The 25739-nt window shown below is 52.0% G+C and carries 26 protein-coding genes; 13 read left to right on the plus strand and 13 right to left on the minus strand.

What is annotated here, in order from left to right:
- Nucleotides 1-2: 2 nt before the first annotated feature.
- The 3 genes from OGX95_RS04365 (at nucleotide 3) to fimZ (ending at nucleotide 2858) form a co-directional block, all read left to right on the plus strand.
- A complete protein-coding gene (locus OGX95_RS04365; protein ID WP_286628445.1) occupies nucleotides 3-890 on the plus strand; it encodes an EAL domain-containing protein in 888 nt (295 codons plus the stop codon).
- Nucleotides 891-913: 23 nt separating this feature from the next.
- Nucleotides 914-1636 carry a fimbria biosynthesis regulator FimY gene (gene fimY, locus OGX95_RS04370; RefSeq protein WP_286628695.1) on the plus strand — a complete coding sequence of 241 codons (723 nt, stop codon included), beginning with the start codon at nucleotides 914-916 and terminating at the stop codon, nucleotides 1634-1636.
- 589 nt (nucleotides 1637-2225) lie between these two features.
- Nucleotides 2226-2858 carry a fimbria biosynthesis transcriptional regulator FimZ gene (fimZ, locus tag OGX95_RS04375; protein ID WP_271441957.1) on the plus strand — a complete coding sequence of 211 codons (633 nt, stop codon included), beginning with the start codon at nucleotides 2226-2228 and terminating at the stop codon, nucleotides 2856-2858.
- A 50-nt stretch (nucleotides 2859-2908) separates the two neighbouring features.
- Here fimZ and sfmF read toward each other — a convergent pair whose 3' ends face one another.
- From sfmF to fimA, 6 genes are all read right to left on the minus strand, one after another.
- The gene (gene sfmF, locus OGX95_RS04380) at nucleotides 2909-3427 is read right to left on the minus strand and encodes a fimbria assembly protein (protein WP_286628446.1); all 519 of its coding nucleotides are present in this window, start codon (nucleotides 3425-3427) and stop codon (nucleotides 2909-2911) included.
- A 10-nt stretch (nucleotides 3428-3437) separates the two neighbouring features.
- Entirely contained in the window at nucleotides 3438-4445 is a 1008-nt protein-coding gene (fimH, locus tag OGX95_RS04385) for a type 1 fimbria D-mannose specific adhesin FimH (RefSeq protein ID WP_005122052.1), read from the minus strand.
- Nucleotides 4446-4449: 4 nt separating this feature from the next.
- Nucleotides 4450-7071 carry a fimbrial biogenesis usher protein gene (locus OGX95_RS04390; RefSeq protein WP_286628447.1) on the minus strand — a complete coding sequence of 874 codons (2622 nt, stop codon included), beginning with the start codon at nucleotides 7069-7071 and terminating at the stop codon, nucleotides 4450-4452.
- A 7-nt stretch (nucleotides 7072-7078) separates the two neighbouring features.
- Complete coding sequence (gene fimC / locus OGX95_RS04395) at nucleotides 7079-7771, minus strand: type 1 fimbria chaperone FimC (protein ID WP_286628448.1); 693 nt, start codon at nucleotides 7769-7771, stop codon at nucleotides 7079-7081.
- Between the two features lie 41 nt (nucleotides 7772-7812).
- Entirely contained in the window at nucleotides 7813-8346 is a 534-nt protein-coding gene (fimI, locus tag OGX95_RS04400) for a type 1 fimbrial protein subunit FimI (protein ID WP_286628449.1), read from the minus strand.
- Nucleotides 8347-8423: 77 nt separating this feature from the next.
- Complete coding sequence (fimA, locus tag OGX95_RS04405; protein WP_286628450.1) at nucleotides 8424-8978, minus strand: type 1 fimbrial major subunit FimA; 555 nt, start codon at nucleotides 8976-8978, stop codon at nucleotides 8424-8426.
- Between the two features lie 573 nt (nucleotides 8979-9551).
- Here fimA and folD point away from each other — a divergent pair.
- The 3 genes from folD to OGX95_RS04420 all read left to right on the plus strand — a co-directional run bounded on the left by folD (nucleotide 9552) and on the right by OGX95_RS04420 (nucleotide 11281).
- Complete coding sequence (gene folD / locus OGX95_RS04410; protein WP_003021887.1) at nucleotides 9552-10418, plus strand: bifunctional methylenetetrahydrofolate dehydrogenase/methenyltetrahydrofolate cyclohydrolase FolD; 867 nt, start codon at nucleotides 9552-9554, stop codon at nucleotides 10416-10418.
- A gap of 1 nt (nucleotide 10419) precedes the next feature.
- Nucleotides 10420-10632, plus strand: a complete 213-nt coding sequence (gene ybcJ / locus OGX95_RS04415; RefSeq protein WP_003831111.1) for a ribosome-associated protein YbcJ — start codon at nucleotides 10420-10422, stop codon at nucleotides 10630-10632.
- 124 nt (nucleotides 10633-10756) lie between these two features.
- On the plus strand, nucleotides 10757-11281 hold the full coding sequence (locus OGX95_RS04420) for a metal-dependent hydrolase (RefSeq protein ID WP_286628451.1): 525 nt from the start codon (nucleotides 10757-10759) through the stop codon (nucleotides 11279-11281).
- Nucleotides 11282-11324: 43 nt separating this feature from the next.
- Here the strand turns inward: OGX95_RS04420 and cysS are convergent, their stop codons facing one another.
- Complete coding sequence (gene cysS, locus OGX95_RS04425; RefSeq protein ID WP_286628452.1) at nucleotides 11325-12710, minus strand: cysteine--tRNA ligase; 1386 nt, start codon at nucleotides 12708-12710, stop codon at nucleotides 11325-11327.
- Nucleotides 12711-12883: 173 nt separating this feature from the next.
- Between cysS and ppiB the strand changes: the two genes are divergently transcribed.
- From ppiB to mnmH, 5 genes are all read left to right on the plus strand, one after another.
- Nucleotides 12884-13378 carry a peptidylprolyl isomerase B gene (gene ppiB / locus OGX95_RS04430; protein ID WP_003021875.1) on the plus strand — a complete coding sequence of 165 codons (495 nt, stop codon included), beginning with the start codon at nucleotides 12884-12886 and terminating at the stop codon, nucleotides 13376-13378.
- A 2-nt stretch (nucleotides 13379-13380) separates the two neighbouring features.
- Nucleotides 13381-14103: a UDP-2,3-diacylglucosamine diphosphatase gene (gene lpxH, locus OGX95_RS04435; protein ID WP_286628453.1), complete on the plus strand. Its 723-nt coding sequence runs from the start codon at nucleotides 13381-13383 to the stop codon at nucleotides 14101-14103.
- A gap of 240 nt (nucleotides 14104-14343) precedes the next feature.
- Nucleotides 14344-14853, plus strand: coding sequence for a 5-(carboxyamino)imidazole ribonucleotide mutase (gene purE, locus OGX95_RS04440; protein ID WP_286628454.1), 510 nt, complete (start codon nucleotides 14344-14346; stop codon nucleotides 14851-14853).
- Nucleotides 14850-15917, plus strand: a complete 1068-nt coding sequence (gene purK, locus OGX95_RS04445; protein ID WP_286628455.1) for a 5-(carboxyamino)imidazole ribonucleotide synthase — start codon at nucleotides 14850-14852, stop codon at nucleotides 15915-15917. Before purE ends, purK begins: the two co-directional genes overlap by 4 nt.
- A gap of 96 nt (nucleotides 15918-16013) precedes the next feature.
- A complete protein-coding gene (mnmH, locus tag OGX95_RS04450; RefSeq protein ID WP_286628456.1) occupies nucleotides 16014-17099 on the plus strand; it encodes a tRNA 2-selenouridine(34) synthase MnmH in 1086 nt (361 codons plus the stop codon).
- Here mnmH and OGX95_RS04455 read toward each other — a convergent pair.
- From OGX95_RS04455 to ybbA, 6 genes are all read right to left on the minus strand, one after another.
- The gene (locus tag OGX95_RS04455) at nucleotides 17096-17755 is read right to left on the minus strand and encodes a methionine ABC transporter permease (protein WP_181637111.1); all 660 of its coding nucleotides are present in this window, start codon (nucleotides 17753-17755) and stop codon (nucleotides 17096-17098) included. The genes mnmH and OGX95_RS04455 overlap by 4 nt on opposite strands.
- Nucleotides 17748-18764: a virulence-associated ABC transporter ATP-binding protein SfbB gene (sfbB, locus tag OGX95_RS04460; protein ID WP_286628457.1), complete on the minus strand. Its 1017-nt coding sequence runs from the start codon at nucleotides 18762-18764 to the stop codon at nucleotides 17748-17750. Before sfbB ends, OGX95_RS04455 begins: the two co-directional genes overlap by 8 nt.
- Before the next feature lie 62 nt (nucleotides 18765-18826).
- Nucleotides 18827-19657, minus strand: a complete 831-nt coding sequence (locus OGX95_RS04465; RefSeq protein WP_286628458.1) for a MetQ/NlpA family ABC transporter substrate-binding protein — start codon at nucleotides 19655-19657, stop codon at nucleotides 18827-18829.
- A 246-nt stretch (nucleotides 19658-19903) separates the two neighbouring features.
- Nucleotides 19904-21037 (minus strand): porin, encoded by a 1134-nt coding sequence (locus OGX95_RS04470; RefSeq protein ID WP_123268429.1) that lies wholly within the window; start codon nucleotides 21035-21037, stop codon nucleotides 19904-19906.
- A 187-nt stretch (nucleotides 21038-21224) separates the two neighbouring features.
- Nucleotides 21225-23639, minus strand: coding sequence for a putative ABC transporter permease subunit YbbP (gene ybbP, locus OGX95_RS04475; RefSeq protein ID WP_286628459.1), 2415 nt, complete (start codon nucleotides 23637-23639; stop codon nucleotides 21225-21227).
- A complete protein-coding gene (ybbA, locus tag OGX95_RS04480; protein ID WP_271441944.1) occupies nucleotides 23636-24322 on the minus strand; it encodes a putative ABC transporter ATP-binding protein YbbA in 687 nt (228 codons plus the stop codon). Before ybbA ends, ybbP begins: the two co-directional genes overlap by 4 nt.
- Here ybbA and tesA point away from each other — a divergent pair.
- Nucleotides 24293-24916 (plus strand): multifunctional acyl-CoA thioesterase I/protease I/lysophospholipase L1, encoded by a 624-nt coding sequence (gene tesA, locus OGX95_RS04485; protein ID WP_502872758.1) that lies wholly within the window; start codon nucleotides 24293-24295, stop codon nucleotides 24914-24916. The two genes, ybbA and tesA, sit on opposite strands and share 30 nt — an antisense overlap.
- A 28-nt stretch (nucleotides 24917-24944) precedes the next feature.
- Nucleotides 24945-25715 carry an SDR family oxidoreductase gene (locus OGX95_RS04490; protein WP_286628461.1) on the plus strand — a complete coding sequence of 257 codons (771 nt, stop codon included), beginning with the start codon at nucleotides 24945-24947 and terminating at the stop codon, nucleotides 25713-25715.
- The last annotated feature ends 24 nt before the right edge of the window (nucleotides 25716-25739 follow it).

Raw genomic sequence — 25739 nt, forward strand, 5'->3', positions numbered from 1 at the left:
TCTTGCTGTCGGGCATTTTATTGAGAAATGTCTCATCATCAATTAAGTATTGGCACCTACTGTACCTAACCGCATGCTGCCAGAATACCCTATGTATATTATTTCCGGGGAAACAAATAGACGCACTCGGTAATATTTGCGCTGACGCCAGGGGGGATATCGTGGCACCGAGCCTGTTATTATGGAATGATAAATCTGAGCGCTCTGTCTTTACCGCCAAAAACAGCGATGCAGAACCCTTGCAATTCGCACTTAAATTCGAGCCCATTGTCGATTTGTCTACCGCGTTGAGATACGGTTGTGAGGTCCTCACACATCTTCCCGCGAATATAAACAGTGAAAAATATTTTCACCAACTGTCGGTTCAGCACCGACTGCATCTGTTTTATCAGCAAATTGACAAAATTAAGTGCTATCCACAGGGTCTGCGCTACTCATTGAATTTACCGATGCAAGCCTTCCTGAGTTGGCCGTTATTCCATTCTTTGATTACGCCCTCTCCGTCCAGCTTGATTATCGAAATACAAGATCCAAATACGTTTTATTCTTTAAGTACACCTCAGCGGGCGATCGTCTATGGCGTAATTCAACATCTTGAAAACCATGGTATCCCAATATGGCTGGATGACGTCAATGAGCAACTGCTGGGCGCATTCAGCGCAGCCAACTGGCATTTGTCAGGGGTAAAGTTGGATAAAAATACGTTCTGGACACTTAGTCATGTGCCGGAAAAACTCCGCCAGGTTATTCAGATGGGGCGCGCAATCGCCGGCCTGGTGGTAGTTGAAGGAATCGAAACGCAGAAACAGCAGGAAATTGCCCTGCTCGCTGGCGCAAATTTGGGTCAGGGATATTTGTGGCCAGCAATTTATCCAGAGCAGGCGCAATAGATACGGACAGGGAAAAAGGAAGGATGCGCAGTGTAAAACGCCGGGAACGGCATCGCCGTTTACGAAACGCCCACTGTACCTGGCAATATGATCACTGTGCACCGCAAGAATTTGACAGAATTGAGTATCTGGCTCAAAAACTTGATTACACATTACCGGATGACACGATATCTCAAGCAATCATCACAACAGACAACTATCTCGGCTACACGCTAAATCGCTATTTATTTTCTGGTACACACACGGCCATCTTCCAGACGATTGAATCGGCCCTACCACTGTTGAAGGCATCTGAAGTTAGTCAGTTAGTGGTTGATATGGATGGTGCATCAAGCTCATATTTCGATGTTCTGGAATATCTTCGCCGACTCATTAAAGAGCAGAGTAATATTCAAATTTTCATATTACTTCCCCGTCGCCACGAAGCGCTCAGGCACTTTATTGCGATGGCTGGGCCATTTGATATCCTGCCGCGCCGCCAGCGCCTCCCGGAGATGCGCCATGCTTTATTATCTATGGAGCAGGATCATATTGACTCAGGGTACATAAATCAGGCTGACTGGGCGATGATCTCATTACTCTTGCAAGGTAAATCATTAAAGAAGATTGCTCTCCTGCAGGCCCAACCCTATCACCGCATTATCTATCGCCTGAACCAACTGATCACACGGCTGGGGTTACCACATCGCCAACATTTTTTGCATCTGATACATCTCCTGAGCGTTACCTCTCCCCATTTAATTTAACACCCTAAGCCTCTGTGATATAAGAATTTATAGGAAATTACTTATTTTCAACTGAGAAAACGAATGTGATTTTTACAAACATTTAATATTTACAACTATTCCTGGTATTATATGTCGCACGGGTATCCTGCTTTAGCCGACAGATTCAGTACATTTCGACAAAAAAGAATTGCATCGCCGCCTTAACAAAACCTAAACAATTAGCCCATTGTGTCGTTTTTACTATTTAAAAAATTTTTTCAATCTGCCATAATTCAAACAGCAGGAGATTAATATCAATAGTCATTACCATACCCTGGTCTTTCAGGATATCCTAACAGACATTATGAACTTACGTGCTGTAAGCCTTTTCCGAAAGTGCAGAGCAGGTATAATCCTCACTGTTTTCTGATTAATTGTAAGTTTTCCCTGGTGTGAAATGGATATTCCACAAACTCATTGTTCTGACGTAGAACAACCGAATAAACAAGGATGATATAATATTTATTCGGTTCTTCTTCCAGAGCAATCCTTGGCTATTTGACAATATTATAACGCCTGATGTTTTATCAAAATCGCAAGATACACAAACAGTTTGAGGCATACAACAATGAAACCAGCATCCGTTATCATTATGGACGAACACCCTATTGTCAGAATGTCGATAGAAGTACTGCTCGAAAAGAATAGTAATATTCAGGTTGTTCTGGAAACCGACGACAGCCGCACGGCAATAGATCATCTGCGGACCTATCCAGTCGATTTGGTCATTCTGGATATTGAGCTACCTGGCTCCGATGGGTTTACATTACTCAAGAGAATAAAATCTCTGCAGGAAAAAACTCGGGTGTTGTTTCTATCCTCAAAGTCCGAATCATTTTATGCCGGACGGGCGATCCGTGCCGGAGCCAATGGTTTCGTCAGTAAACGAAAGGATCTCAATGATATCTATAACGCGGTAAAAATGATTTTATCAGGATATTCATTTTTCCCATCAGACACGCTTAATTTTATTAATAATATTAATATACGTAAAGGCATGCTGAATGACATGCCATTATCGAATCGCGAGGTTACGGTTTTACGTTATCTGGCGAATGGGTTATCTAATAAAGAAATTGCTGAGCAACTTTTATTGAGTAATAAAACAATCAGTGCTCACAAAGCTAACATCTATTCCAAGCTCGGACTACATACCATTGTTGAGCTAATCGATTATGCAAAGATGCATGAATTAATGTGATCGCACTCCCGGCGAGGTGTCGTTCGGGAGTGAATTATCAGCGCATGATGTCAATTGTAGTTAATCATAAACGTAGCATCTGCTTTCGCGATCCCCGGTTGAACGCCATCTGCCAGCGCAATATAGTTGGCAAAAAAAGTCAGCATAGCATTGCCATTTTCATCAATGTTCACTGTCTGGCTGGCTTGTTCAAGCGGTAATCGCGTACGGTCACTATCGTGCAATTCAATCGCGACCTTTTGTGCCATCACGGCATCGTCCAGCGCCAACAACGTGGTACCCGCTGCCGGCGTACCGGAAAAGGTTATCGAGGCCGACCCCGGCGGGCAGCCTTCAAGTTTTAACGTAAAAGGAACCGGTTGGGTCGTATCCCCGGTGGTCTTTAATTGTTTTGTTGGCCAGGTGCCTAATTCAACCAACTTATTGTTATCACTGGCAATAACCGCACAGGTGAAGTCCACGATATTACCGTGCAGTTCGATATTAATCTCACCCAGCGAGGTATCCGCCTGGCATAGCGAACTGGCTGACACTGCGGAAATCAATACGAAAAGCGCACGACGTCTCATTGTTCTCTGCTTATTCATAATCAACTCGCAGATAGCCACGGGCGGTGAAAGGCCCTTCTGCTGGTTTATTGCCCGTCACGCTGACTGGCCATGCTCTGATGCCAACCCGTGCGGCAGCGTTATCATCCAACTGAAAGGGAATGGTGCTGGACAGATTATTCGGGGTCAGCGGTTTACCGCTGCTGTCGGCCACGATAAAACCTAAATCGGGGTTGTCCGATATCATCATTTGCCCGGACGCTTTTTCGGCCTCGACCCGCATGGTCAGGTAAGCTTGTGCGGCAACGTTAGTGCACTTTATGGCGACCGTTTTCGTTTGCGTATTGATACCTTCTGGCCGGTTACCCGCTCCCGCCTTGCTGAACAACGAGGCGCCAATATCGCCAAAATCAAACTCCACGATTTGCCCGGCATTCACCTCGCAGTTTTGTGGGACTTCCACCTTGCCGCTGTAGCTTATGGTGTAAACCGGCGTACTCAGCGCATCTCCCGTGCTGGTTGTGACGTAGACACTGAACATCGTCTGTCGCGGGATCGGCACCATGTTGATAAATGAGCGAATCACTTTTAATTTAAATACCAGCTTAGAATCCATCACGCCAAAAGGCTGCTGTTTGGAAACGTTTGGGTGATTCCCCATGCGGATATAATTGCGAGGGGGATAAAACAACCCGGCGTAGCTGTCGGTAATACTCATGGCCCCCAACAGGTAATCATTGAGTTTCAGATACTGAAAGTTATTTTCCGTACTTTGCACAGGGAGTTCTGTCACATAACTTCGGTAGGTGTAATTCACCGTCGTCCCTGCCGGGCAGGTTGCATTCACCCCAACCCAGCCTGACTTTTCAGGCAATGTCACTACCTGGCCCGGTTGGTTATTGCTGCTGTTAAAAACATTCGACAGATCGTAATAAACGTCCGTTGGCGTTCCGTTCGAATTATGGCAGACCGTCGCCCATGACGTATTAGCTATAAGCAGTAAAGCGCTTCCCAGTAGCAAACCGGTTTGTCGTTTCATCATATTATCCCTGTCGTGCCGACGGTCGTTGGCACGTCACGTTGGTGAGCGTTACAGCCTGTTTCAGGCTCTCTTCAGGCAAGGTGTAGTGCGCTTCACAGCGTGCGTTTTCGCCTTCACCCCATTGGATCAGCAAGTTGCCTTTGAGCGGCAGACCACTCAGATAAATTTGTCCATCTTCACCCACCATGCTGGTGACACCGCTTGTGGTTTCGCGTACCACCGACCCAAATGGCACCGGTTTTCCATCCCGGTTAACCGTGATAAGCGCACGCACGCCAATGCGTGTATCAAACGCCGCACGTACCAGTGCCCCCTGCGTTGGCACGACGCTGCTAACGTTATTTTCCACATCGGTGTTGTTATTCATTGAATTGGTATCCAGCGCGACGCGGTTGTAGCGATAAACGGTGGCATATGGCATGACCGCGTAGCCACGCCAGTCGGTCTGCACGCCGGTCTGGTTTTCTATCCGCACTCCCTGGGCCCCTGGTGCTTTTATCAGTACGTTGGTATCGCCCAGTGGTTGGCTGAGCGTAATGCCGTCCGCATGTCCGATGACCCCCCCGGAGAGTTGCCAGTTATAGTCATGCTGGTCACGGTCATAGTTGTAACCCACGCCCAGCGTGCCATAGGCCGCCTGCCAGTTCGCGTTGGCGCTCCCGCTGTACCCGTTGGAGCTGCTGTGACCCTGATTTACGCTGTAGCTGAGATTTCGCCCATCTAACAGCGTGCCGCCAATACCGCTTTGCCAGCTGTTTTGTCCATTGCTGTTACGGTTCGCATTGAAAGTGGCGTAGGTGCGATCGAGTGCGTTATCACGTGAGTAGCGCCGCCCGGTCAGCAGACTGAACGGAACGGACACATTGAAGGCCACGATGCGGTCGGTATCGGAGATCCCGACCGATTCATTCCATGACCAGGAGAGCGAATAGCTAATCCCCTGCCAACCGCTGGCATACCCCAACTGGTACCAGGTATTGGTATCTGAGGTGTTCCAGTACGTTTGCTGGCTACCCGAGACATACAGTGAACCGTAATCGCCAAGGTTCTGCGAAATGTTGATCTGAAAACGGCCCTTTTTGCTGTAACTCAGATTGTGATAGCTCTTCACCTGTGGAACATCGTGGCGATTCCCTTCGCTGTCATATTCGTACTCGTAACCTTCCATACTGCGATACGCCACATCATCGAGGGTATAAAACCCGCGCGTCGAATAGCGGTACCCCAACAGCTGGAAGTTGGTGCCGAAGTTGTTCAATGATTTTGCATACAGAAAACGCAGCGATTGCCCCTGATGTGTACTGTCATCCGCCAGTTGGCTACGGGCATGCGTTACATCGACAGAGACGGCTCCCCAGTCCCCCAGGTTGCGGCCGGAGCCTAACACCAGTGCGGTGTAGCGTGAAGCTAACTGCGTGCCGCCATACGCGGTGTAACCTTCTGGTAGCCCGGCGATTAACGTTCCCTGGAAAAAGAATGGTGAAGACTGCTGGCTATTACCGCTACGAAAATCCCCAGCGACAACATCATATTTGAAACGCCCTTCACGCTGTAGCAGAGGTACCGTGGAATACGGCACCGTATAGCGCTGTTGACTGCCGTCCTTCTCATCAACCGTTACGTCCAGGTCACCACTCGACGAGGTGGGGTTGAGATCGGTTATCGAAAAAGCGCCTGGCGAAACATAGCTTTGATAAATCACGTAGCCATTCTGGCGAATAGTCAGTTTCGCTGCGGTACGTGCAATCCCACGGACGGTTGGTGCATAGCCCTGTAAACTGTCGGGATACATGCTGTCGGACGAGTAGAGACGCGCACCACGAAAACCGATGCTGTCAAAAACGTCGTTGCCAGTGTTACTGTCACCCATCACCAGCTCACCCTTCAGCGGAATAATCGCGCGCTGAAGCCATGTGCCAATATTTTTCCAGCTTTGCGAATGGTAGCCGTCACCTTTCGAGTAGTTCCATGCACCGTTATTCCTCAGCCGCCATGGGCCATAGTTCAGGCCGCTTAACATGCTTAAGAAATAGCTGTCGGTATCGCTGCCGCGACTGCCGGTAAAGCTGTAGTTAACCAGCGCCGCCGGAATACCCTCATCCCACTCCTCTGGTGGAATATAACCACGCGCGCTATTCAACATTGAAGCTTGCGGCAGGCTGACATTTAAGCGCAGCGTAGAAAAATCGAAGGCAATTTCGCTACCAGGAATCGTCTCTGGCAAATTAATACAGGTAGTGTTCGCATCCTGACTGAGTGCCGGAAACGCAGTGATATTGACGCCAAGGCGTTTAACCCAGTCGAGATCAAAGCACGGCATCAGCCCGCCGGATTTTTCTCCGGCTTTCCCCGCGCTGGTGGCGAAACGAATATCCTGGGTGGCCACAAACTCATCATTGCGCCAAATATCCACACGATAAACGCCTTCAGGCTGGTGATTCCCTTTTTCGAAACGAGACAAATCCGCCACGGTAGCGGTATCCGCAGATAAAAACGCCGGATTGAAATAGCTTTCACCATGGCTAAAGGAGGGAAAGAGCGCGGCCAGCGTGGACAACGCCACCCCCGCCAGCGGTGGCGTAACCCCCGGTAACAGGCCAGGAAAATACGTTGTCTTATTCATCGTTTTCTCAACGCACGCTAACCGTTTTAGCGGTGGTTACTGCGCCATAATCGTTCACCGTCTGGAACGTCACGTTTCCCTGAACGCCAGTCGGCAACAGGACCTGCGTGTCATTTTTCGGCGCAACCATGACGTTATCAATCTTCGTATTTCCGACATTGAGATTGACCAGCGTAACGTAATACGCTGACGGGTTGGTGATTTTCAGGTGGTTGCCGGTCCGGGAAAACTGCAGCATGCCTGGCGCATCTTCGGCGATTTGTGGCAGATTATTTGGGCGGACAAAGAGTTTGATGCGGGACAAAATCGCCAGTTGCAGAACGTTTTTCCCCTCAAGGCTGTTTTTATTGACCGACGGAATAGCCTTCACATTCATCCAGAACAGCGATTCACGGTCTTTGGGCAGCGGCTCGCCCGCGTAGATAATACGCAGCGTGTTTTCGCTTTTAGGTTCACTGACAAACAGCGGTGGAGTGACCACAAACGATTTATCTTTGATGCCTGCGCTGTTCTCGATCCATGAATTAATCAGGAAACGTTCTTTGGTATCACTATTACTAATGGCGAGGGACGTTTGTTTGGCCTCGGCAGGATAAATAACACGAGTTGCACCTAATGCAATTCCTCCAGATGCCTGCACACTGGTGGCAGAAAATAAGGCCAGTAAAATGATAAAGCCTGATTTTAGATAATTAAACATAGCTACAAATACCTTTGGCGTGATTATCGTCAGGAAATAAATCAGGGATACACCAACGTAAACCACACATCTGAACGAAGCGTTCCCGGCGTTATATATTCCGAGACAGCCCGATAGCGAGCAGTGAAATGAAACGTCATCTCTTGCGTTAAAATCGGGGCATAATGAAGCGGCAGCGCATTCGGAATTATTTGTCGTTGCCGCTCATCAAATAACGCCAAACCAATACCCGAAGCCGCAGACGCCTCGCCGCTGGCAAGAAAGACCTGTGGATCTTCGGCTGGCGTAACGCCCGCAAAGGCAATCCCCACGTGGTCATAAACATCAGCACTGCACGACGTCAGGCGCAACGAAAACGGTACGCTGGTAGAGGCAAAGCTTCCCGTCCCGGAGAACGCGTTAGTGCGATACTGCCCCATTTGCACCCGTAAACTCTGGCTGTCCGTGGCAACCGTACAGGCGCCATTAACAAGCTGCCCACGTAAATGAAGACGGCCACTTTCCAGTATCACTGTGTGTGCAAACGCCGGCATTACGCAGACCATTCCCGCCAGCGCTCCGCCTTTCCCTATCATCTGCCACATCCTTCATCATCCCCGGATAGTGCCTCATCCATTGAGGCGGTAGTCTTCCTTGCGCAAATCAGAACGGCTTATTCGTATTTCATGATGAAGGTAGCATCGGCGTTTGCCTGGCCTGGTGTGGCGCCAGCGGTAGTCGCTTTATAACGCGCGGAGAAACGCAGGGTGTTGGTCCCTTCTACCAGAGCCTGGGCAGTAGAGAAGGTTGCACCATCTGGTTTCAGTGCGGTGGACGTGTTGTCCAGGATTTCGATCCCTACACCGCCCGCTGTGGTGGTGTTATTCCCTGAAGAAACAGCCAGCAGGGCCGAGTTAGTGGCATCCGCCTGACCAGAGAAAGCAACAGCAGCAGTCGCAGCAACTTTCGGGTCACAGTCGTTCAGCACGATGGAGAACGGAATCTGCGCCGTGGTGTCGCCGACAGCGGTGAAGCTGGCGGTACGATATTGGCCTAATGTGACAACCTGGTCGGCTGACTGAGTGCTCACTGCACAGGCTGCATTAACCAGTTCACCTTCAAAGTGAACCGTACCGCCGCTCACGCTTACCGGATCTGCCGCCACCGCTGCGCCCGCCATTAACATCATGCTGGCAAAAACAGAAGAGGTCATTAATTTACGTTTCATGGATTTCCCTTGAATTACACACATCCGGCTCCAGCGTCCTGCGGGATCCGTTTGAATCATTATCGACATTAAATGTCAGGCAAATTATCTCTGCGTCCTGTAAAGATATATATCGAGAGAGAATTAGCGAAACGTGTACCCCCACTCTCCTGAGTATTTGATTCACTAATTAATCTTCACGAATATGACAATTCGTCACAGGGATAAATTAAACATTTCAATTAATGAAAAATACCTGTAATTCCTTTTAATGATCCTGGCTTATTCTTATTGAACCCTAAGAAAATTCCGGGTAGAAATGAGGCAAAAACAGCCATAACAAGACGTAACAGTCTGGTTTCTGAGATATTACCCATGAAAATACCAGGGTGATGAGTTGTTTCATTTAGGTTAAGTTTCATTAGCATGCTCATGAATCACGTGCCAACTTCCAACGCCTGTTGCCGCTCTCACTGGCTACGCGAAACAATCACCGCACGTAAAAACGCAAACGAAAACTGACAGCACGCCCCGCTTCTGACAAAATAGTCACATCCCCTTCGACTTAACGTAACAGACGGAATCCTCTCTCTGATGGCAGCAAAGATTATTGACGGTAAAACGATTGCGCAGCAGGTGCGCTCTGAGGTTGCTCAAAAAGTTCAGGCGCGTTTAGCGGCTGGATTACGCGCCCCAGGACTGGCTGTTGTGCTGGTAGGTAGCAACCCGGCTTCGCAGATTTACGTGGCAAGTAAACGCAAAGCCTGCGACGAAGTGGGGTTTGTCTCCCGCTCCTATGACCTGCCTGAAACCACCAGCGAGGCGGAGCTTCTTGAGCTGATCGATACGCTCAATGCAGATACCACCATCGATGGTATCCTGGTACAACTGCCGTTGCCGGCGGGTATTGACAACGTAAAAGTTCTGGAGCGTATTGCACCGGACAAAGACGTTGACGGTTTCCATCCGTATAACGTCGGTCGTTTGTGCCAACGCGCACCGCGCCTGCGCCCATGTACCCCACGCGGTATCGTGACCCTGCTTGAACGCTACAACATCGACACTTATGGCCTGAACGCCGTGGTGATTGGCGCCTCCAATATTGTCGGTCGCCCAATGAGCATGGAACTGCTGCTGGCGGGTTGTACCACCACGGTAACCCATCGCTTTACCAAAGATCTGCGTCGCCACGTTGAGCATGCCGACTTACTGATTGTTGCCGTTGGCAAACCGGGTTTTATTCCGGGTGAGTGGATCAAAGAAGGTGCAATTGTGATTGATGTCGGCATCAACCGTCTGGAGAATGGTAAGGTTGTTGGCGATGTGGTCTTTGAGGATGCTGCCGCACGTGCGTCGTATATTACGCCTGTGCCGGGTGGCGTTGGCCCAATGACTGTCGCCACGCTTATCGAAAACACGCTGCAGGCGTGTGTTGAATATCATGATGTAAAGGACGTTTAAGATGGCCACATTTTCACTGGGTAAACACCCTCACGTTGAACTCTGCGATTTGCTGAAGCTGGAAGGCTGGAGCGAAAGCGGCGCCCAGGCAAAAATTGCTATTGGCGAAGGGTTGGTGAAGGTCGATGGTGTTGTAGAAACGCGCAAGCGCTGCAAAATCGTTGCCGGACAGACCGTCAGCTTTGAAGGTCACAGCATTAACGTCGTCGCGTGATCCCAGGTGCCGGATGACGGTTTGTACCTTATCCGGCCCGTTCCCCGCATTTTCAGATAATTAACTTCACCATCACTTCACACCAGACTGTTAGCATGTTGTTTTCTCATTCGAAGCGACCATCATGCCAACCATCGTTACCCATGCAGCCGTACCGCTTTGCTTAGGATTGGGTCTGGGACTCAAAGCCATTCCACCACGCTTGTTGTTTGCCGGGGTTGTGCTGGCAATGCTGCCAGACGCCGACGTTCTGTCGTTTAAGTTCGGCGTCGCCTACGGCAACGTGTTTGGTCACCGTGGATTTACCCACTCGCTATTGTTCGCCTTCGTGGTGCCGCTACTGTGCGTAATGATTGGCCGGCGATGGTTTAAAGCTGGTCTGATTCGCTGCTGGCTATTCCTGACGGTTTCACTGCTGTCACACAGTTTGCTTGATTCAGTGACAACCGGAGGGAAAGGCGTTGGCTGGCTGTGGCCGTGGTCAGATGAACGCTTCTTTGCACCGTGGCAGGTGATTAAGGTCGCGCCGTTTGCGCTGTCGCGCTACGCCACGCCGTACGGGCATCAGGTGATTATTTCGGAATTGATGTGGGTATGGCTACCAGGAGCCGTCATGATGGGTGTGCTGTGGTGGTATAGAAAGCACTAATTTGCCGAATGGCGACGCATTGCGCCATCCGGCAATATGAGACTTACTTACGACGCCAGGTGGTTCCTTGTGGACCATCTTCCAGCACAATACCCATTTCGTTCAGGCGGTCACGTGCAGCATCCGCCGCTGCCCAGTCTTTCGCTTTACGGGCATCTAAACGCTGTTGAATCAACGCTTCGATTTCAGCAACTTCACCGTCATCCGCCTGCGCACCGCTTTGCAGGAATGTTTCTGGCTCCTGTTCCAGCAGACCCAGTACGCCGGACAGCTTACGCAGATGCGAAGCCATAGCGTTAGCCGCGGCCATATCTTCGCCCTTCAGACGGTTAACTTCACGCGCCATGTCAAACAGCACGGAGTAGGCTTCCGGCGTATTAAAGTCATCGTCCATTGCTTCAATGAAACGCGCCTCAAAGGCTTCGCCACCGGCTGGCGCCACGGACTTGTCGGTGCCGCGCAGCGCGGTATACAAGCGCTCCAGCGCTGAGCGAGCCTGTTTCAGGTTCTCTTCGCTGTAGTTCAGTTGGCTACGATAATGACCAGACATCAGGAAATAGCGAATGGTTTCGGCATCATAATATTTCAGCACGTCACGAACGGTGAAGAAGTTGCCCAGTGATTTGGACATTTTCTCACGATCAACCATCACCATCCCGGAGTGCATCCAGTAATTTACGTATTCACCGTCATGCGCACAGGTGGACTGCGCAATTTCGTTTTCATGGTGCGGGAACATCAGGTCAGAACCGCCGCCGTGAATATCGAAATGGTTACCCAGCTGTTTGCAGTTCATCGCCGAACATTCAATGTGCCAGCCCGGACGGCCTGCGCCCCACGGAGATGGCCAGCTCGGCTCACCCTCTTTGGACATTTTCCACAGCACGAAGTCCATCGGGTTACGCTTCACATCAACCACATCAACACGCGCACCCGCCTGCAGCTGATCCAGGTCCTGACGTGACAACTGACCGTAATTCGGGTCGGTCGGTACGTCGAACATGACATCGCCGTTATCGGCAACGTAAGCGTGACCTTTGGCAATCAGCTGTTCGGTGATTTCAATAATCTCAGGGATATGATGCGTAGCACGCGGTTCAAGATCCGGACGCAGAATATTCAGCGCATCGAAATCGTTGTGCATTTCCGCAATCATGCGATCAACCAGCGCCACAAAGCTCTCGCCATTTTCATTAGCGCGCTTAATGATTTTGTCGTCGATATCGGTAATGTTGCGCACATACTTCAGCTTGTAGCCGAGGAAGCGCAGATAACGGGCAACAACGTCGAAAGAAACAAAGGTACGCCCGTGTCCAATATGACAGAGATCGTAAACGGTGATGCCACACACGTACATGCCGACTTCCCCGGCATGAATGGGTTTGAATTCCTCTTTTTGGCGCGTCAGTGTATTAAAGATTTTTAACATCGAAGATTCCGTGTAGACGTGTGTGGATAACAAAGCCCTATAATACCTATAAATTGGCCCCGAAGCAGCACACTTTGCAAGGTGATCGAACCTTGCGGTTATGCTATAACAAGCCCCTATCATGTGACCCTGACCAGGGTCGAAGCACCACTCTATCGGAACAGGATGCAAAAATGGTTACTTTCCACACTAATCACGGCGATATCGTAATCAAAACGTTTGATGATAAAGCGCCTGAAACAGTTAAAAACTTCCTGGACTACTGCCGCGAAGGTTTTTACAACAACACCATTTTCCACCGTGTTATTAACGGTTTCATGATCCAGGGCGGCGGTTTTGAGCCGGGCATGAAGCAAAAAGCCACGAAAGAAGCTATCAAAAACGAAGCCAACAACGGTCTGAAAAACACCCGTGGAACGCTGGCAATGGCGCGTACTCAGGCTCCGCACTCCGCGACGGCTCAGTTCTTCATCAACGTTGCTGATAACGACTTCCTGAACTTCTCCGGCGAAAGCATGCAGGGTTGGGGTTACTGTGTATTCGCTGAAGTTGTTGAAGGTATGGATGTCGTTGATAAAATCAAAGGCGTTTCCACCGGTCGCAGCGGTATGCATCAGGATGTACCTAAAGAAGACGTTATCATCGAAAACGTGACCGTCAGCGAGTAATCGTGACGACACTGTTTATTGCAGATCTCCATCTCTGCACGGAAGAACCGGCGATCACCGCCGGTTTTCTGCGTTTTTTAGCCGGCGATGCACGAAAGGCCGATGCGCTGTACATTCTTGGCGATCTGTTTGAAGCCTGGATAGGCGATGACGATCCCAATCCCCTACATCGTGAAATGGCCGCAGCGATAAAAGCGCTGACAGATTCCGGTGTTCCCTGCTTTTTCATTCATGGCAATCGTGATTTTCTGATCGGCAAGCGTTTTGCCCGTGAGAGCGGCATGACCCTGTTACCTCAGGAAAAAGTGCTCAACTTGTATGGTCGCAACGTACTGATCATGCATGGCGACACATTGTGCACCGACGATACAGGCTATCAGGCATTTCGCGCTAAGGTTCATCAGCCCTGGCTACAAAAACTGTTTCTCTCCCTGCCATTATTCATTCGCCAACGTATTGCCGCGAAGATGCGCGCCAACAGCAAAGCCGCCAATAGCAGCAAGTCGCTGGAGATCATGGATGTAAATCCACAGGCCGTCATTACCGAAATGGAGAAACATCAGGTCCAGTGGTTAATTCACGGTCATACCCATCGCCCGGCAGTCCACGAACTCACGGCCAATGCGCAACCCGCTTTTCGCGTGGTGTTAGGTGCCTGGCACACCGAAGGTTCGATGATTAAAGTCACACCTGACGACGTTGAACTGATCGCTTTTCCATTTTAATTCTGCAGATACCCAGTTCCTCTTTACACAAAACTATTCGAGTTGCATCGAGGCGGCAAATCTGTGAGTCCCCTGGGGCTTACAAAAGTAAGTGACTGGGATGAGCAGATGCAGCCAACAAAGAGGCAGCCTGAAGAGTGAAATGTAAAGCAACGCAATCGTTTTCCTTGTTTTTAAAACGTGCTATTCTCTCTCGCCTCTAAAGCAGTGTGAAGCACACCCACAGGAGTTTTTAGACGCATGTCTTCCCGCAATAATCCGGCGCGTGTCGCCATCGTGATGGGGTCCAAAAGCGACTGGGCTACCATGCAGTTCGCCGCCGAAATCTTCGAAATGCTGGACGTTCCACACCATGTTGAAGTCGTCTCAGCCCACCGTACTCCTGACAAACTGTTCAGTTTCGCCGAAAGTGCTGAAGAAAACGGTTATCAGGTCATTATTGCGGGTGCTGGCGGTGCAGCGCATCTGCCGGGCATGATTGCAGCAAAAACGCTGGTCCCCGTGTTAGGCGTTCCGGTACAAAGCGCAGCGTTGAGCGGTGTAGATAGCCTCTACTCTATCGTGCAGATGCCACGCGGCATCCCTGTGGGTACGCTGGCGATTGGTAAAGCAGGTGCGGCCAATGCGGCCCTGCTGGCAGCACAAATTCTGGCAACACACGACATAGCATTACATCAGCGTCTGAGCGACTGGCGCAAAGCACAAACCGATGAGGTACTGGAGAACCCGGACCCGCGAGGTGCGGCATGAAGCAGGTCTGCGTACTCGGTAACGGTCAGTTAGGACGTATGCTGCGTCAGGCCGGCGAGCCGCTGGGCATTGCTGTCTGGCCAGTTGGGCTGGATGCCGAACCCGCCGCCGTTCCCTTTCAGCAAAGCGTGATTACCGCTGAGATCGAGCGCTGGCCGGAAACCGCGTTAACCCGCGAGCTGGCGCGCCATCCGGCGTTCGTGAATCGTGATGTCTTCCCGATTATTGCCGACCGCCTGACGCAAAAGCAGCTTTTTGACAAACTCAACCTGGCAACCGCGCCGTGGCAACTGCTGGCAGAGAAAAGCGAATGGCCTGCGGTATTCGACAAGCTGGGTGAGCTGGCGATTGTCAAACGTCGCGTCGGCGGCTATGACGGTCGCGGTCAGTGGCGTTTGCGCGCGAATGAAACTGAACAATTGCCGGATGATTGCTACGGCGAGTGTATCGTTGAGCAGGGCATTAACTTCTCTGGCGAAGTGTCACTGGTAGGCGCTCGTGCACACGACGGCAGCACGGTTTTCTATCCACTGACCCACAACCTGCATCAGGACGGCATTCTGCGTACCAGCGTGGTCTTCCCGCAGGCTAACGCCAGACAGCAGGAACAGGCCGAAGCGATGCTTTCCGCCATCATGCAGGAGCTGGGTTATGTCGGCGTGATGGCAATGGAATGTTTCATTACCCCGGAAGGTCTGCTGATTAACGAACTGGCGCCTCGCGTGCACAACAGCGGGCACTGGACACAAAACGGTGCCAGTATCAGCCAGTTCGAGTTGCACCTGCGCGCCATTACCGGCCTGCCGCTGCCGACGCCGGTGGTGAACAGTCCGTCAGTGATGGTGAACCTGATTGGCAGCGACCTGAACTACGACTGGCTGAAACTGCCGCTGGTCCATCTGCACTGGTACGACAAAGACGTGCGCGAAGGGCGTAAGGTCGGCCACCTGAACCTGAGCGACAGCGATACTGCACGTCTTAACGCCACGCTCGAAGCATTAATTCCCCTACTGCCGTCGGAATATGCCAGCGGAATTATCTGGGCGCAATCAAAGCTGAAATAAGCCATTAATGCCGGGGATTTGATTTTATCCTTCCCCGGCTCCTCTTCAGGCGCGTAAAATCCCCTCCATTGCTGTTTTGTATTTTCAGGACTAAACATGAACGATGGAACGGACTATCGCGCGATACTGCTCGCCGGTACGCCCTTAATCGATGTACGCGCCCCCGTCGAATTTCAGCAGGGTACGATGCCGGGTGCAATCAACCTCCCCCTAATGAACGATGACGAACGCGCCGCGGTCGGGACCTGCTATAAACGTCAGGGACCAGAGGCGGCGCTCGCATTGGGCCACCAACAGGTCTCGGGTGAAACCCGCCAGCAGCGAATGAACGCCTGGCTGGAAGCCTGTCGCCAGCATCCAGAGGGATACTTATGCTGTGCCCGCGGCGGCCAGCGCTCGCACATTGTGCAGCAATGGCTGCGTGAATCCGGCATTGACTACCCGCTGGTACGCGGCGGTTATAAGGCCCTGCGTCAGGCCGCGATACAGATAACCGAAGATTTAGTACAAAAGCCCATCGTCTTAATTGGCGGCTGTACCGGCAGCGGTAAAACGCTGTTGGTACAACAGCAGACAAACGGCGTGGATCTCGAAGGTCTGGCACATCATCGCGGTTCCTCTTTTGGCCGAACCGTTGAACCACAGCTCAGCCAGGCGAGCTTCGAAAACCTGCTGGCGGTCGAAATGCTGAAAACCGACAGCCGCCAGGATCTGCGTTTGTGGGTACTGGAAGATGAAGGCCGCATGATTGGTGCCAATCATCTGCCCGAATGTTTGCGTGATAGTATGACTCAGGCATCTATTGCGGTGGTGGAAGACCCCTTTGAGCTACGCCTGGAGCGACTGCGCGAAGAGTATTTTGTCCGTATGCACCACGATTTCACTCAGGCTTACGGGGAAACTCAGGGCTGGCAGGAGTACAGTGACTATCTGCATCACGGCCTGTTCGCCATCCGCCGCCGTCTGGGGTTACAGCGCTTTGCGGAGCTGACCGCTCTGCTGGATGTCGCCCTGCAAGCGCAACAAACCGACGGCAACACCGACGCGCATATGGGCTGGCTGGTGCCACTGCTTAACGAATATTACGACCCGATGTATCGCTATCAACTGGAGAAGAAAGCCGCGAAAATCGTTTTTCGCGGCACATGGCAGGATGTGAATGACTGGCTCCAGACGCATTAATGTCTGTCGCGTTTATCCGCGCGTTTCGCCAGCCAGTCGCCCAATACCTGAACGACCTGTACCAGAATAATCAGCGCCACCACGGTGACAATCATAACCTGGGTTTCGTAGCGGTAATAACCGAAGCGAATCGCCAGGTCGCCTACCCCACCGCCGCCAACAATCCCGGCCATTGCTGAATACCCGATCAGACTGACCAGCGTTATCGTCAAACCACGCAGCAGACCCGCGCTGGCTTCCGGTAACAGCACGGTGCAAATAATACGCATCGGGCTGGCGCCAAACGCTTCCGCGGCTTCGATAATGCCTTTATCAACCTCACGTAACGCGCTGTCCACCAGTCGGGCATAAAACGCAATCGCCGCCACCGACAGCGGAACAGACGCCGCAACCGGTCCGATGGTGTTCCCGAGCAGAAACTGGGTTAACGGCAGCAACAGCACCAGCAGGATCACAAACGGTACCGAACGGATAATGTTCACCAGCACAGAACTGAGCAGATACACAAAGCGGTTCTGCCAGAATAAATGGCGGTCGGTCACGAAGATTAAAAAGCCCAGAGGCAGGCCGCCAACGATCGCCAGTACGGTTGAGATACTCAGCATCTGGAAGGTTTCATTAAACGCCAGCGTCAAATCCGGCAATAGATCATCCACGAATCACCTCCACCTGTGCGGTACGTTGACGAATATGTTCCACAGCGGCATCGACCGCCGCAGGGTTATGCGGCGCGGTCAGTTGCACGACCAAAATACCCAGCGCCCGTTCGCCGATATATTCAATTTTGCCGTGCAGAATGTTCACCGCTACGCCAAACTTTACCGCCACTTCAGACAGCACCGGCTGCTCCGCCGAATCGCCGATAAATAAAATTTTCAGCAGTTGTCCAGGCAGATGTTGTCGCAGTCTCTCCGGGAGTGTCAGATTAAGCGTGTGCGAAACCAGTTGCTGAGTAAAAGCGTGCTGCGGGTGGGCAAAGACATCAAACACCTCACCTGACTCCACCACCTTGCCGCCGGACATGACCGCCACACGATCGCAAATGGATTTGATCACATTCATCTCGTGAGTGATCAGCACGATCGTGATCCCCAGTTGTTGGTTGATCTGTTTGAGCAGAGCCAGAATGGTGGCCGATGTTTCCAGATCTAACGCGGAAGTCGGTTCATCGCAAAGCAGTACATCCGGGTGGTTGGCTATGGCGCGGGCAATACCCACGCGCTGTTTTTGCCCACCACTGAGCTGTACCGGAAAACGGTTTGCTTTATCCGCTAACCCGACCAGCGCCAGAATTTCCGCCACGCGCGGGGCGATTTTGCTGCGTTCCCATCCGGCAGCCTTCAGGCTGAAAGCAACGTTTTGCGCCACCGTGCGGGTGTGCATCAAATTAAAATGTTGAAAAATCATCCCAATACGCTGACGGGCCTTACGTAAGTGCGTTCCTTCCAGCGCTGAAATTTCAACACCGTTCACCTTCACGCTTCCCTGGCTTGGGCGCGTTAAGGCGTTCAGGGTGCGCAGCAGCGTACTTTTCCCCGCCCCACTGGTCCCGACAATACCGAATATTTCACCTGCACCGATACGCAGGCTGACCTCATCAACCGCCCGGGTTGACGGTCCACGGCCTGCGCTGAAATCCACGCAAACCTTCTCTATCTCAATCATACCGACCTCAGAAATGCGAAAAGGGCAGTCGTTGCTGCCCTGTTAAACCTTAAGCGCAGCGATTATTGGGCTGCCGTCATCCATTCCGGTTTCTGGAAGGCGCTGTAGATATTTTTCGGATCGTCTATCACCGCACGATAAGCCGGAGATTTCACCGCTTCAACAATGTCTTTGGCGAACGATTTATCTGCATCTTCACTGCGTACCGCAATGATATTTTTCAGGTTTTCATCCAGCTGCTCTTGCTTGATCGCACTGGCGAGATCCAGTTTTGCCGCAACCGCAAAGTTACCGTTAACCAGTGCCCCGGTCACCCCATCCAGCGTACGCGGCAGCTGCGCAGCTTCCAGTGGTTTAAACACCAGCCCTTTCGGGTTGCTGGCGATATCACGTTCAGAGGCTTTAGTGGGATCAATATTGTCTTTGATGGTGATAAGGTCGATAGATTGCAGGAAGCGCAAACCGCGGGCCAGGTTAGTCGGATCGTTAGAAAGCGTGATGACATCACCTTTCTTCAGTTCATCCAGGCTCTTGATTTTATGCGAGTAAAAACCCATCCCCGCCGTTGGAACGACGATGAGCTTACTCAATTTCAACCCTTTATCGGCAGTGAATTTGTCAAAATAAAGCGAGTGCTGAAACAGGTTTGCGTCAATGCTGCCGTTGGAGAGCGCCATGTTTGGCTGAACATAGTCGCTAAATTCGCGCACCACCACCTTGTAGCCTTTCTCTTTCAACGTAGGGGCAATGGCTTGTTTTACCATATCGCCGTACGGACCCGGTGCGACGCCAAACACGATAGTATGCGGGTCACTGTTCGCATGAGCAAACTGTAATCCGCAGGCCAGCAACAGTGCTCCGGTCGCGACGCGTAAACTCTGACGCAATCCCATAATCTCTCCATTTTAACGTTGTGGTGTCATGTCTCACGCCGTTCTTGCGGCGTTGTTGTTGTTAACCTGTTTAACAGGCTGATTGTTAACATGACACAGATCACAACCTGCTGTCCTTGAAATTATTTCATGATGTTGCGAGATATGTCGTTGAATATACGCAGAAGGTACTTATGTGTTTTTCAGCAAAGGAGAGTAAAAAACCGGATAACCCTCTGGTTACCCGGTTTTGGAAGGGAAATTGACTTAGAAGTCGTAACGCAGACGAACCAGGTTCATATCACCCAGGTTGTCGGTGCTGGAGGTAAAGACGTGTTCGTAATCAACACGGAAACCGTAATCCAGCTGGAAGCTGATACCCACACCGTTGTCGGTACGCAGGTAGTTACGACCATTCACGTATTCAATACGATCGCCCATGAAGTAAGGCTGAACAGATTTCAGCGCATACTGACCGACCGGGAAGGTGTAACCCGCGAAGTATTCCAGACCCCAGGCATCACCGGCGAAGTAGTCGTTTACAGACACTTTTTTGGTGGTCATGAAGTTCTGATACCAGCCGCCGCCCAGCGAGAAGGTCCAGTTGTCCGGTTTCCAGCTCAGCGCGGTACCGACGATGTTTTGATCGTAAGTTTTGCTGGTGTTGCCACGCATCTCGGCGCGGGTGTAGTTCCACGCCGTACCCCAGGTCAGGTCATCCGTAATGTGATAATCCACACCCAGTGAACCGCCGCCTTTACGTTTGTAACGCAAACCGTTGTTCGGGTTGTAGTCATCGCTGAACAGATAAGACGCGTAAAGATCAACATCGCCTACCGTATTTTTATATTTCAGTGATTTACGTGTACGATAGGAACCATCGTAGTCGCCGTTGATCCCGTTACCTGGTGCCTGGCCGATCATGTCGTAGTCCCAGATATCCGTTTTCGCGCCAACCACATCATAGTAGATGCTGTTCTGTTGACCGAAGGTCAGCGTACCCCAGGTCGCGCTTTTCAGACCAGTGTACAGCATACGGCGCGTGGTATCGTTGGCGCCGTCAGCATAGTGATTATCCCAGTTGAACATGGCCGGGAAGTTAACGCCCAGCTCGTAGTAACTCACCCAACTAATGTCATCAAACAGATAGTAATCAGCAGCGAAACGGAAACGAGTACCGCCGTCGAAGCCATTACGTTTGTAACCATTCTTACCATCATCGCCAGCCATATTCTGGAACTGCGGACGAATACTCCCGCCAACGGTGAAGTTAAGACGACTCAGCGGATTGCCCGCCTGCGGATCTTGTTTCAGGACCGTGATTTCCGCCTGAGAGGCGAAAGTCGTTAATGCCACTGCTGCGCCGATCGATACCGCCAGCGCCGTTTTTTTTATAGTCATTATTTGTACCTTGATAGATAGCCTGCCAATTATTCAGCATACAAATATTAACGTTTATTAATACACTCGTGTTGTCGGGTTTTTATTGATTTGTGCTGTTAAATATCAAGTAGTTATCAATTTGTGCTCTATAGAAAAAAAATACGCACCGATGGCAAAATCGGTGCGTATTCATCACGGAAATGAATTAATTACTGAACTGACGGAAAAGTGCTTTGCCTTTTAACAGGCGCGAGCCGAGCCATCCACCGCATAGGGAGAGTAGCAACGCCCCACAGAAGGGTAATACTACCCACAGTCTCCAGTCAGGTTCCCAAGGGAAATCAAAGACTTTTGTTTGCAGAACCGCCAGCGCCGTTTCCGCCCCGATGGCCGCCACCAGTCCGGCGACCATCCCGAGCATAGCGAACTCGCACCACAGTGTGGTACGCAGCAGCTTCTTGCCCGCGCCCAGCGTACGCCAGACCACCAGTTCCTGATGACGCTGACGCATCCCCACCTGAACCTGCGCCAGCAGCAATAACATGCCGCACGCAGTGACCAGCACCACCATCACCTCCAGCGCGCGGCTCACCTGCTCCAGTACCTGGCTCACCTGTTTGAGAATAGCGCCAATATCCAGCAGGCTGATGGTCGGAAATTCCCGGTTAAGCTGCGTCAGCATGCCATTGCCGTTCTCCCAACGAAAGCTGGTTAACCAACTTTGCGGCTGCCCGTCCAGCGCACCGGATGGGAAGATAAAGAAAAAGTTTGGTCGCAGGCTTTCCCAGTCCACTTTGCGCAGACTGCTGACCGTGGCGCTGAAATCCTGAGTATCGCCCATAAAGGTGACCCGATCGCCGAGCCGGACGTTCAGCCGCTTCGCCAGTCCCTCTTCCATCGACACTTCACCCGCTTTTGGCGGCCAGCTTCCGGCGGTAATCGGGTTATGATCCGGCCGGGTATCCTGCCAGGTCAGATTAAGCTCACGGTTCAGCGCCTCATCCTGATTACCTTCGGTTGCCTTGTCATTGATAGCCGTCAGACGCGCCCGCACTATCGGGTAGAACGACTCCGGGATCACCTGATGTTCAGCCAGGAACGCTTTCAGCGGCACCACCTGCTCGCTGGCGATGTTAATAAGGAAGTAGTTGGGGCTTTCTGGCGGCATTTGCTGCTGCCAGCGATCGAGCAGATCGCCACGCAGTACCAACAGCAGCGCCAGCAGCATAAAGGAAAGCGAAAAAGCCGATAGCTGGCTCAGCGTCGACCACGGCTGGCGTAACAGACGACTGACCGCTAAACGGAGCGGTAGCGATGTTAACGTCAGACCACGCAGTACGTTGAGCAGCATCCAGCCCAGCACGCCGCACAAGAGCGCCAGTACAACCGCGCCGGCCAGCACCGCCCACAGCAGCATGCTACCCCCCATCAGCCCGGCAAGCAGCGCGACCACAACGATCAATACCACAGGCAAATAGAATTTCAGTGGCCAGACGTTGGCAACGACATCACGACGCAGTACCCGCAATGGCTGTGTCGCCAGCAGCAGCCGATAAGGACGTAGCCCCACCAACAGGGAAATGACAGTCATCGTGCCTAATGCCCACAGCCACGGCCACAGGCTGGCAGGCGGCAACTCGCCGGGCAGAACCGGTTTGAGCAACACCACCAGGACACGTTCAAATAACAGCCCAAACAGCCCCCCGGTCACACCAGACAGCGTCAGCACCATCAGCCACTGCCCGATAATCAGCTTGCGCAGCTGTACCCTGCCCGCGCCGAGTGTTTTCAGAATAGCCACCAGGTCGTAACGACTACGGCAATAATGGCTCATCGCCACAGCAACAGCGGCCACCGCCAGTAGCAACGTTAACAATGCAGAAAGCAGCAGGAATTGTTGCGAACGCTCAAGCGATTTCCCCAGAGCCCCCTCATCCTGCTCCAGCCCATACCAGCGCTGTTCGGGCTTCAGCTGTGGCAGCAGCCACTTTTCATAGCCTTCTAATTGCTGCGGTGTCCCGCCAAATTTATAGCGCCAGGTCACCCGGCTTCCCGGCTGGACCGCCCCCGTTTTTTCAACATCCGCCATGTTCATCATCAGACGCGGCGCTATCTGGAACGGATTAAAGCCAGAGTCAGGTTCTTGCACCACTTCACCCGCGATGCGCAACGTGGCATCGCCGACATCAATGGCGTCTCCGATTTTTAAGTTGAGCAGCGCCATCAGACGCGGAGCCAGCAGCACCGAGCCTGGCTGCGGTTTCAGTCCTGGTGGATGGGTTTGTAGCGTGCCATACATCGGATACACGCTATCTACCGCTTTGACGTTCGCCAATTGCGGCGTGTCCTGGGCAAAGGTCATGGTGGCAAAAGTCAGTTGCTCCCCCACCCGCAGACCACGCTGTCGCGCCGTGTCAATCCATGCTTTCGGTACTGCTCGTGAACTTTGCAGCGACCGGTCACCCGCCATAAATTCGCGACTTTGCTGGCTCAGACCTTTTTCCATTCGGTCGCTGATGTTACCCAGCGCAAGGACACAGGCCACCGCCAGACTCAGTGCCAGCCAGACTATCAGTAATGAAGGCGAGCGCCATTCGCGCCAGAACCAGCGTGCTATCATGCCTCCTCCTGCAACAACCCGTTCACCAGACGTAAACGCCGATCGCAGCGCGCCGCCAGTTGTGGGTCGTGCGTCACCAGAATCAGGGTCGTGCCGTGCTCGCGGTTCAAAGAAAACAGCAGATCGGCAATTTTGTCCCCAGTCTGTCGATCCAGATTGCCCGTAGGTTCATCGGCAAACAGGACATCAGGGCGCCCATTAAACGCCCTTGCCAGTGCCACACGCTGCTGCTCACCACCGGAAAGCTGAGCCGGAAGATGGTCGAGACGTTTTCCCAGCCCCAATTGTTCAAGCAGCGTTTTCGCACCATCACGGCTTTTCCCACTGTGTTCTCCTCGCAACAGTGCAGGAAGCTCAACGTTCTCCAGTGCGTTCAGCGTTGGAATTAACATGAATGACTGGAAGACAAAGCCAACATGTCGCGCCCGTAACTGCGCACGGGCCTCTTCGTCCATGGTATGCAGCGCCTGCCCCACCAGACTCACTTCACCGCTGGAGCCATCGTCCAGCCCGGCAAGGATCGCCAGTAGCGTGGATTTCCCCGATCCTGATTCGCCAATCAGCGCAATGGTCTCGGCGCGTTTGACAACCAGTTCAACTCCGGTAAGGATGGATAGCTCGTGATCACCCTGACCGACGGATTTCTTAAGATGATGAACTTCAACAATGTTTTCCGCTGGCATTTGCCTTTCCTGTTCCTGGTTCTGTTAACTTTCCGCGCCGCCGCGGCGGACACGTTACTTATTCTGGGTGACAGCCTGAGCGCCGGATACCGTATGTCAGCCAGTGCAGCGTGGCCTGCACTGCTTAATGATAAATGGCACAGCAGAACACCGGTGGTAAATGCCAGTATTAGCGGCGATACCTCGCAGCAGGGTCTGGCCCGTCTGCCCGCATTACTGCAACAACATCAGCCGCGCTGGGTGCTGGTCGAACTGGGTGGCAATGATGGCCTGCGCGGGTTTGCACCTGCCCAAACTGAACAAACCCTGCGTACCATTTTGCAGGACGTAAAAGCGGCGAATGCCGAACCGCTGCTGATGCAAATTCGTCTGCCAGCTAACTACGGTCGCCGTTATAATGAAACCTTTAGCGCGATTTATCCCAAGCTTGCCAAAGAGTTTGATATTCCTCTGCTGCCCTTTTTTATGGAAGAGGTCTATCTGAAACCCCAATGGATGCAGGATGATGGTATCCATCCTAATCGTGACGCCCAGCCGTTTATTGCCGACTGGATGGCGAAACAATTGACCCCTTTAGTAAATCACGACTCGTAAATCAACGGAGATCCTGACAGGTAAAGTTATGCAAAAATCGGTCTTAATAACAGGATGTTCCAGTGGTATTGGCCTGGAAAGTGCGCTTGAGCTTAAACGCCAGGGTTTTCGAATTCTGGCTGGCTGCCGCAAACCTGAGGATGTCGCGCGCATGAACGGCATGGGATTCACCGGCATATTGCTGGATCTGGACTCATCAGAAAGCGTGGATCGCGCCGCCGATGAGGTGATAGCCCTGACCGATAACCGTTTGTATGGGATCTTTAACAACGCCGGATTCGGCGTTTACGGCCCGCTGCCCACCATCAGCCGCGAGCAAATGGAACAGCAGTTTTCTGCCAACTTCTTTGGCGCACATCAGCTCACCATGCGTCTGCTACCCGCCATGTTACCTCATGGCGAAGGGCGTATTGTGATGACCTCTTCAGTCATGGGATTAATTTCCACGCCAGGCCGTGGCGCGTATGCCGCCAGCAAATATGCGCTGGAAGCCTGGTCCGATGCGCTGCGGATGGAACTGCGCCATAGCGGAATTAAGGTCAGCCTGATTGAACCCGGCCCCATTCGCACACGCTTTACTGAAAACGTCAACCAGACCCAGAGTGATAAGCCTGTCGAGAACCCCGGTATTGCTGCACGGTTTACATTGGGTCCGGAAGCCGTTGTCGCCAAAGTACGCCATGCTTTTGAGAGCGACAAACCCAAATTGCGTTATCCCGTTACGCTGGTGACCTGGGCTGTGACATTGCTCAAACGTCTGCTGCCGGGCCGCGCAATGGACAAAATTTTACACGGCTGAGTTGAAGCCTGCTCGTCAGCCCCC

The organism is Citrobacter sp. Cu233 (assembly GCF_030332225.1).
In the GTDB taxonomy this organism is placed as follows: Bacteria; Pseudomonadota; Gammaproteobacteria; order Enterobacterales; family Enterobacteriaceae; genus Citrobacter.

What these genes read in the sequence shown, in the direction of transcription:
- fimY (WP_286628695.1), top strand. Translation starts at nt 914, where the DNA reads ATGCGCAGTGTAAAACGCCGGGAACGGCATCGCCGTTTACGAAACGCC.
- fimZ (WP_271441957.1), top strand. Translation starts at nt 2,226, where the DNA reads ATGAAACCAGCATCCGTTATCATTATGGACGAACACCCTATTGTCAGA.
- sfmF (WP_286628446.1), bottom strand. Translation starts at nt 3,427, where the DNA reads ATGAGACGTCGTGCGCTTTTCGTATTGATTTCCGCAGTGTCAGCCAGT.
- fimH (WP_005122052.1), bottom strand. Translation starts at nt 4,445, where the DNA reads ATGAAACGACAAACCGGTTTGCTACTGGGAAGCGCTTTACTGCTTATA.
- OGX95_RS04390 (WP_286628447.1), bottom strand. Translation starts at nt 7,071, where the DNA reads ATGAATAAGACAACGTATTTTCCTGGCCTGTTACCGGGGGTTACGCCA.
- fimC (WP_286628448.1), bottom strand. Translation starts at nt 7,771, where the DNA reads ATGTTTAATTATCTAAAATCAGGCTTTATCATTTTACTGGCCTTATTT.
- fimI (WP_286628449.1), bottom strand. Translation starts at nt 8,346, where the DNA reads ATGATAGGGAAAGGCGGAGCGCTGGCGGGAATGGTCTGCGTAATGCCG.
- fimA (WP_286628450.1), bottom strand. Translation starts at nt 8,978, where the DNA reads ATGAAACGTAAATTAATGACCTCTTCTGTTTTTGCCAGCATGATGTTA.
- folD (WP_003021887.1), top strand. Translation starts at nt 9,552, where the DNA reads ATGGCAGCAAAGATTATTGACGGTAAAACGATTGCGCAGCAGGTGCGC.
- ybcJ (WP_003831111.1), top strand. Translation starts at nt 10,420, where the DNA reads ATGGCCACATTTTCACTGGGTAAACACCCTCACGTTGAACTCTGCGAT.
- OGX95_RS04420 (WP_286628451.1), top strand. Translation starts at nt 10,757, where the DNA reads ATGCCAACCATCGTTACCCATGCAGCCGTACCGCTTTGCTTAGGATTG.
- cysS (WP_286628452.1), bottom strand. Translation starts at nt 12,710, where the DNA reads ATGTTAAAAATCTTTAATACACTGACGCGCCAAAAAGAGGAATTCAAA.
- ppiB (WP_003021875.1), top strand. Translation starts at nt 12,884, where the DNA reads ATGGTTACTTTCCACACTAATCACGGCGATATCGTAATCAAAACGTTT.
- purE (WP_286628454.1), top strand. Translation starts at nt 14,344, where the DNA reads ATGTCTTCCCGCAATAATCCGGCGCGTGTCGCCATCGTGATGGGGTCC.
- purK (WP_286628455.1), top strand. Translation starts at nt 14,850, where the DNA reads ATGAAGCAGGTCTGCGTACTCGGTAACGGTCAGTTAGGACGTATGCTG.
- mnmH (WP_286628456.1), top strand. Translation starts at nt 16,014, where the DNA reads ATGAACGATGGAACGGACTATCGCGCGATACTGCTCGCCGGTACGCCC.
- sfbB (WP_286628457.1), bottom strand. Translation starts at nt 18,764, where the DNA reads ATGATTGAGATAGAGAAGGTTTGCGTGGATTTCAGCGCAGGCCGTGGA.
- OGX95_RS04465 (WP_286628458.1), bottom strand. Translation starts at nt 19,657, where the DNA reads ATGGGATTGCGTCAGAGTTTACGCGTCGCGACCGGAGCACTGTTGCTG.
- OGX95_RS04470 (WP_123268429.1), bottom strand. Translation starts at nt 21,037, where the DNA reads ATGACTATAAAAAAAACGGCGCTGGCGGTATCGATCGGCGCAGCAGTG.
- ybbP (WP_286628459.1), bottom strand. Translation starts at nt 23,639, where the DNA reads ATGATAGCACGCTGGTTCTGGCGCGAATGGCGCTCGCCTTCATTACTG.
- tesA (WP_502872758.1), top strand. Translation starts at nt 24,293, where the DNA reads ATGAACTTCAACAATGTTTTCCGCTGGCATTTGCCTTTCCTGTTCCTG.
- ybbA (WP_271441944.1), bottom strand. Translation starts at nt 24,322, where the DNA reads ATGCCAGCGGAAAACATTGTTGAAGTTCATCATCTTAAGAAATCCGTC.
- OGX95_RS04490 (WP_286628461.1), top strand. Translation starts at nt 24,945, where the DNA reads ATGCAAAAATCGGTCTTAATAACAGGATGTTCCAGTGGTATTGGCCTG.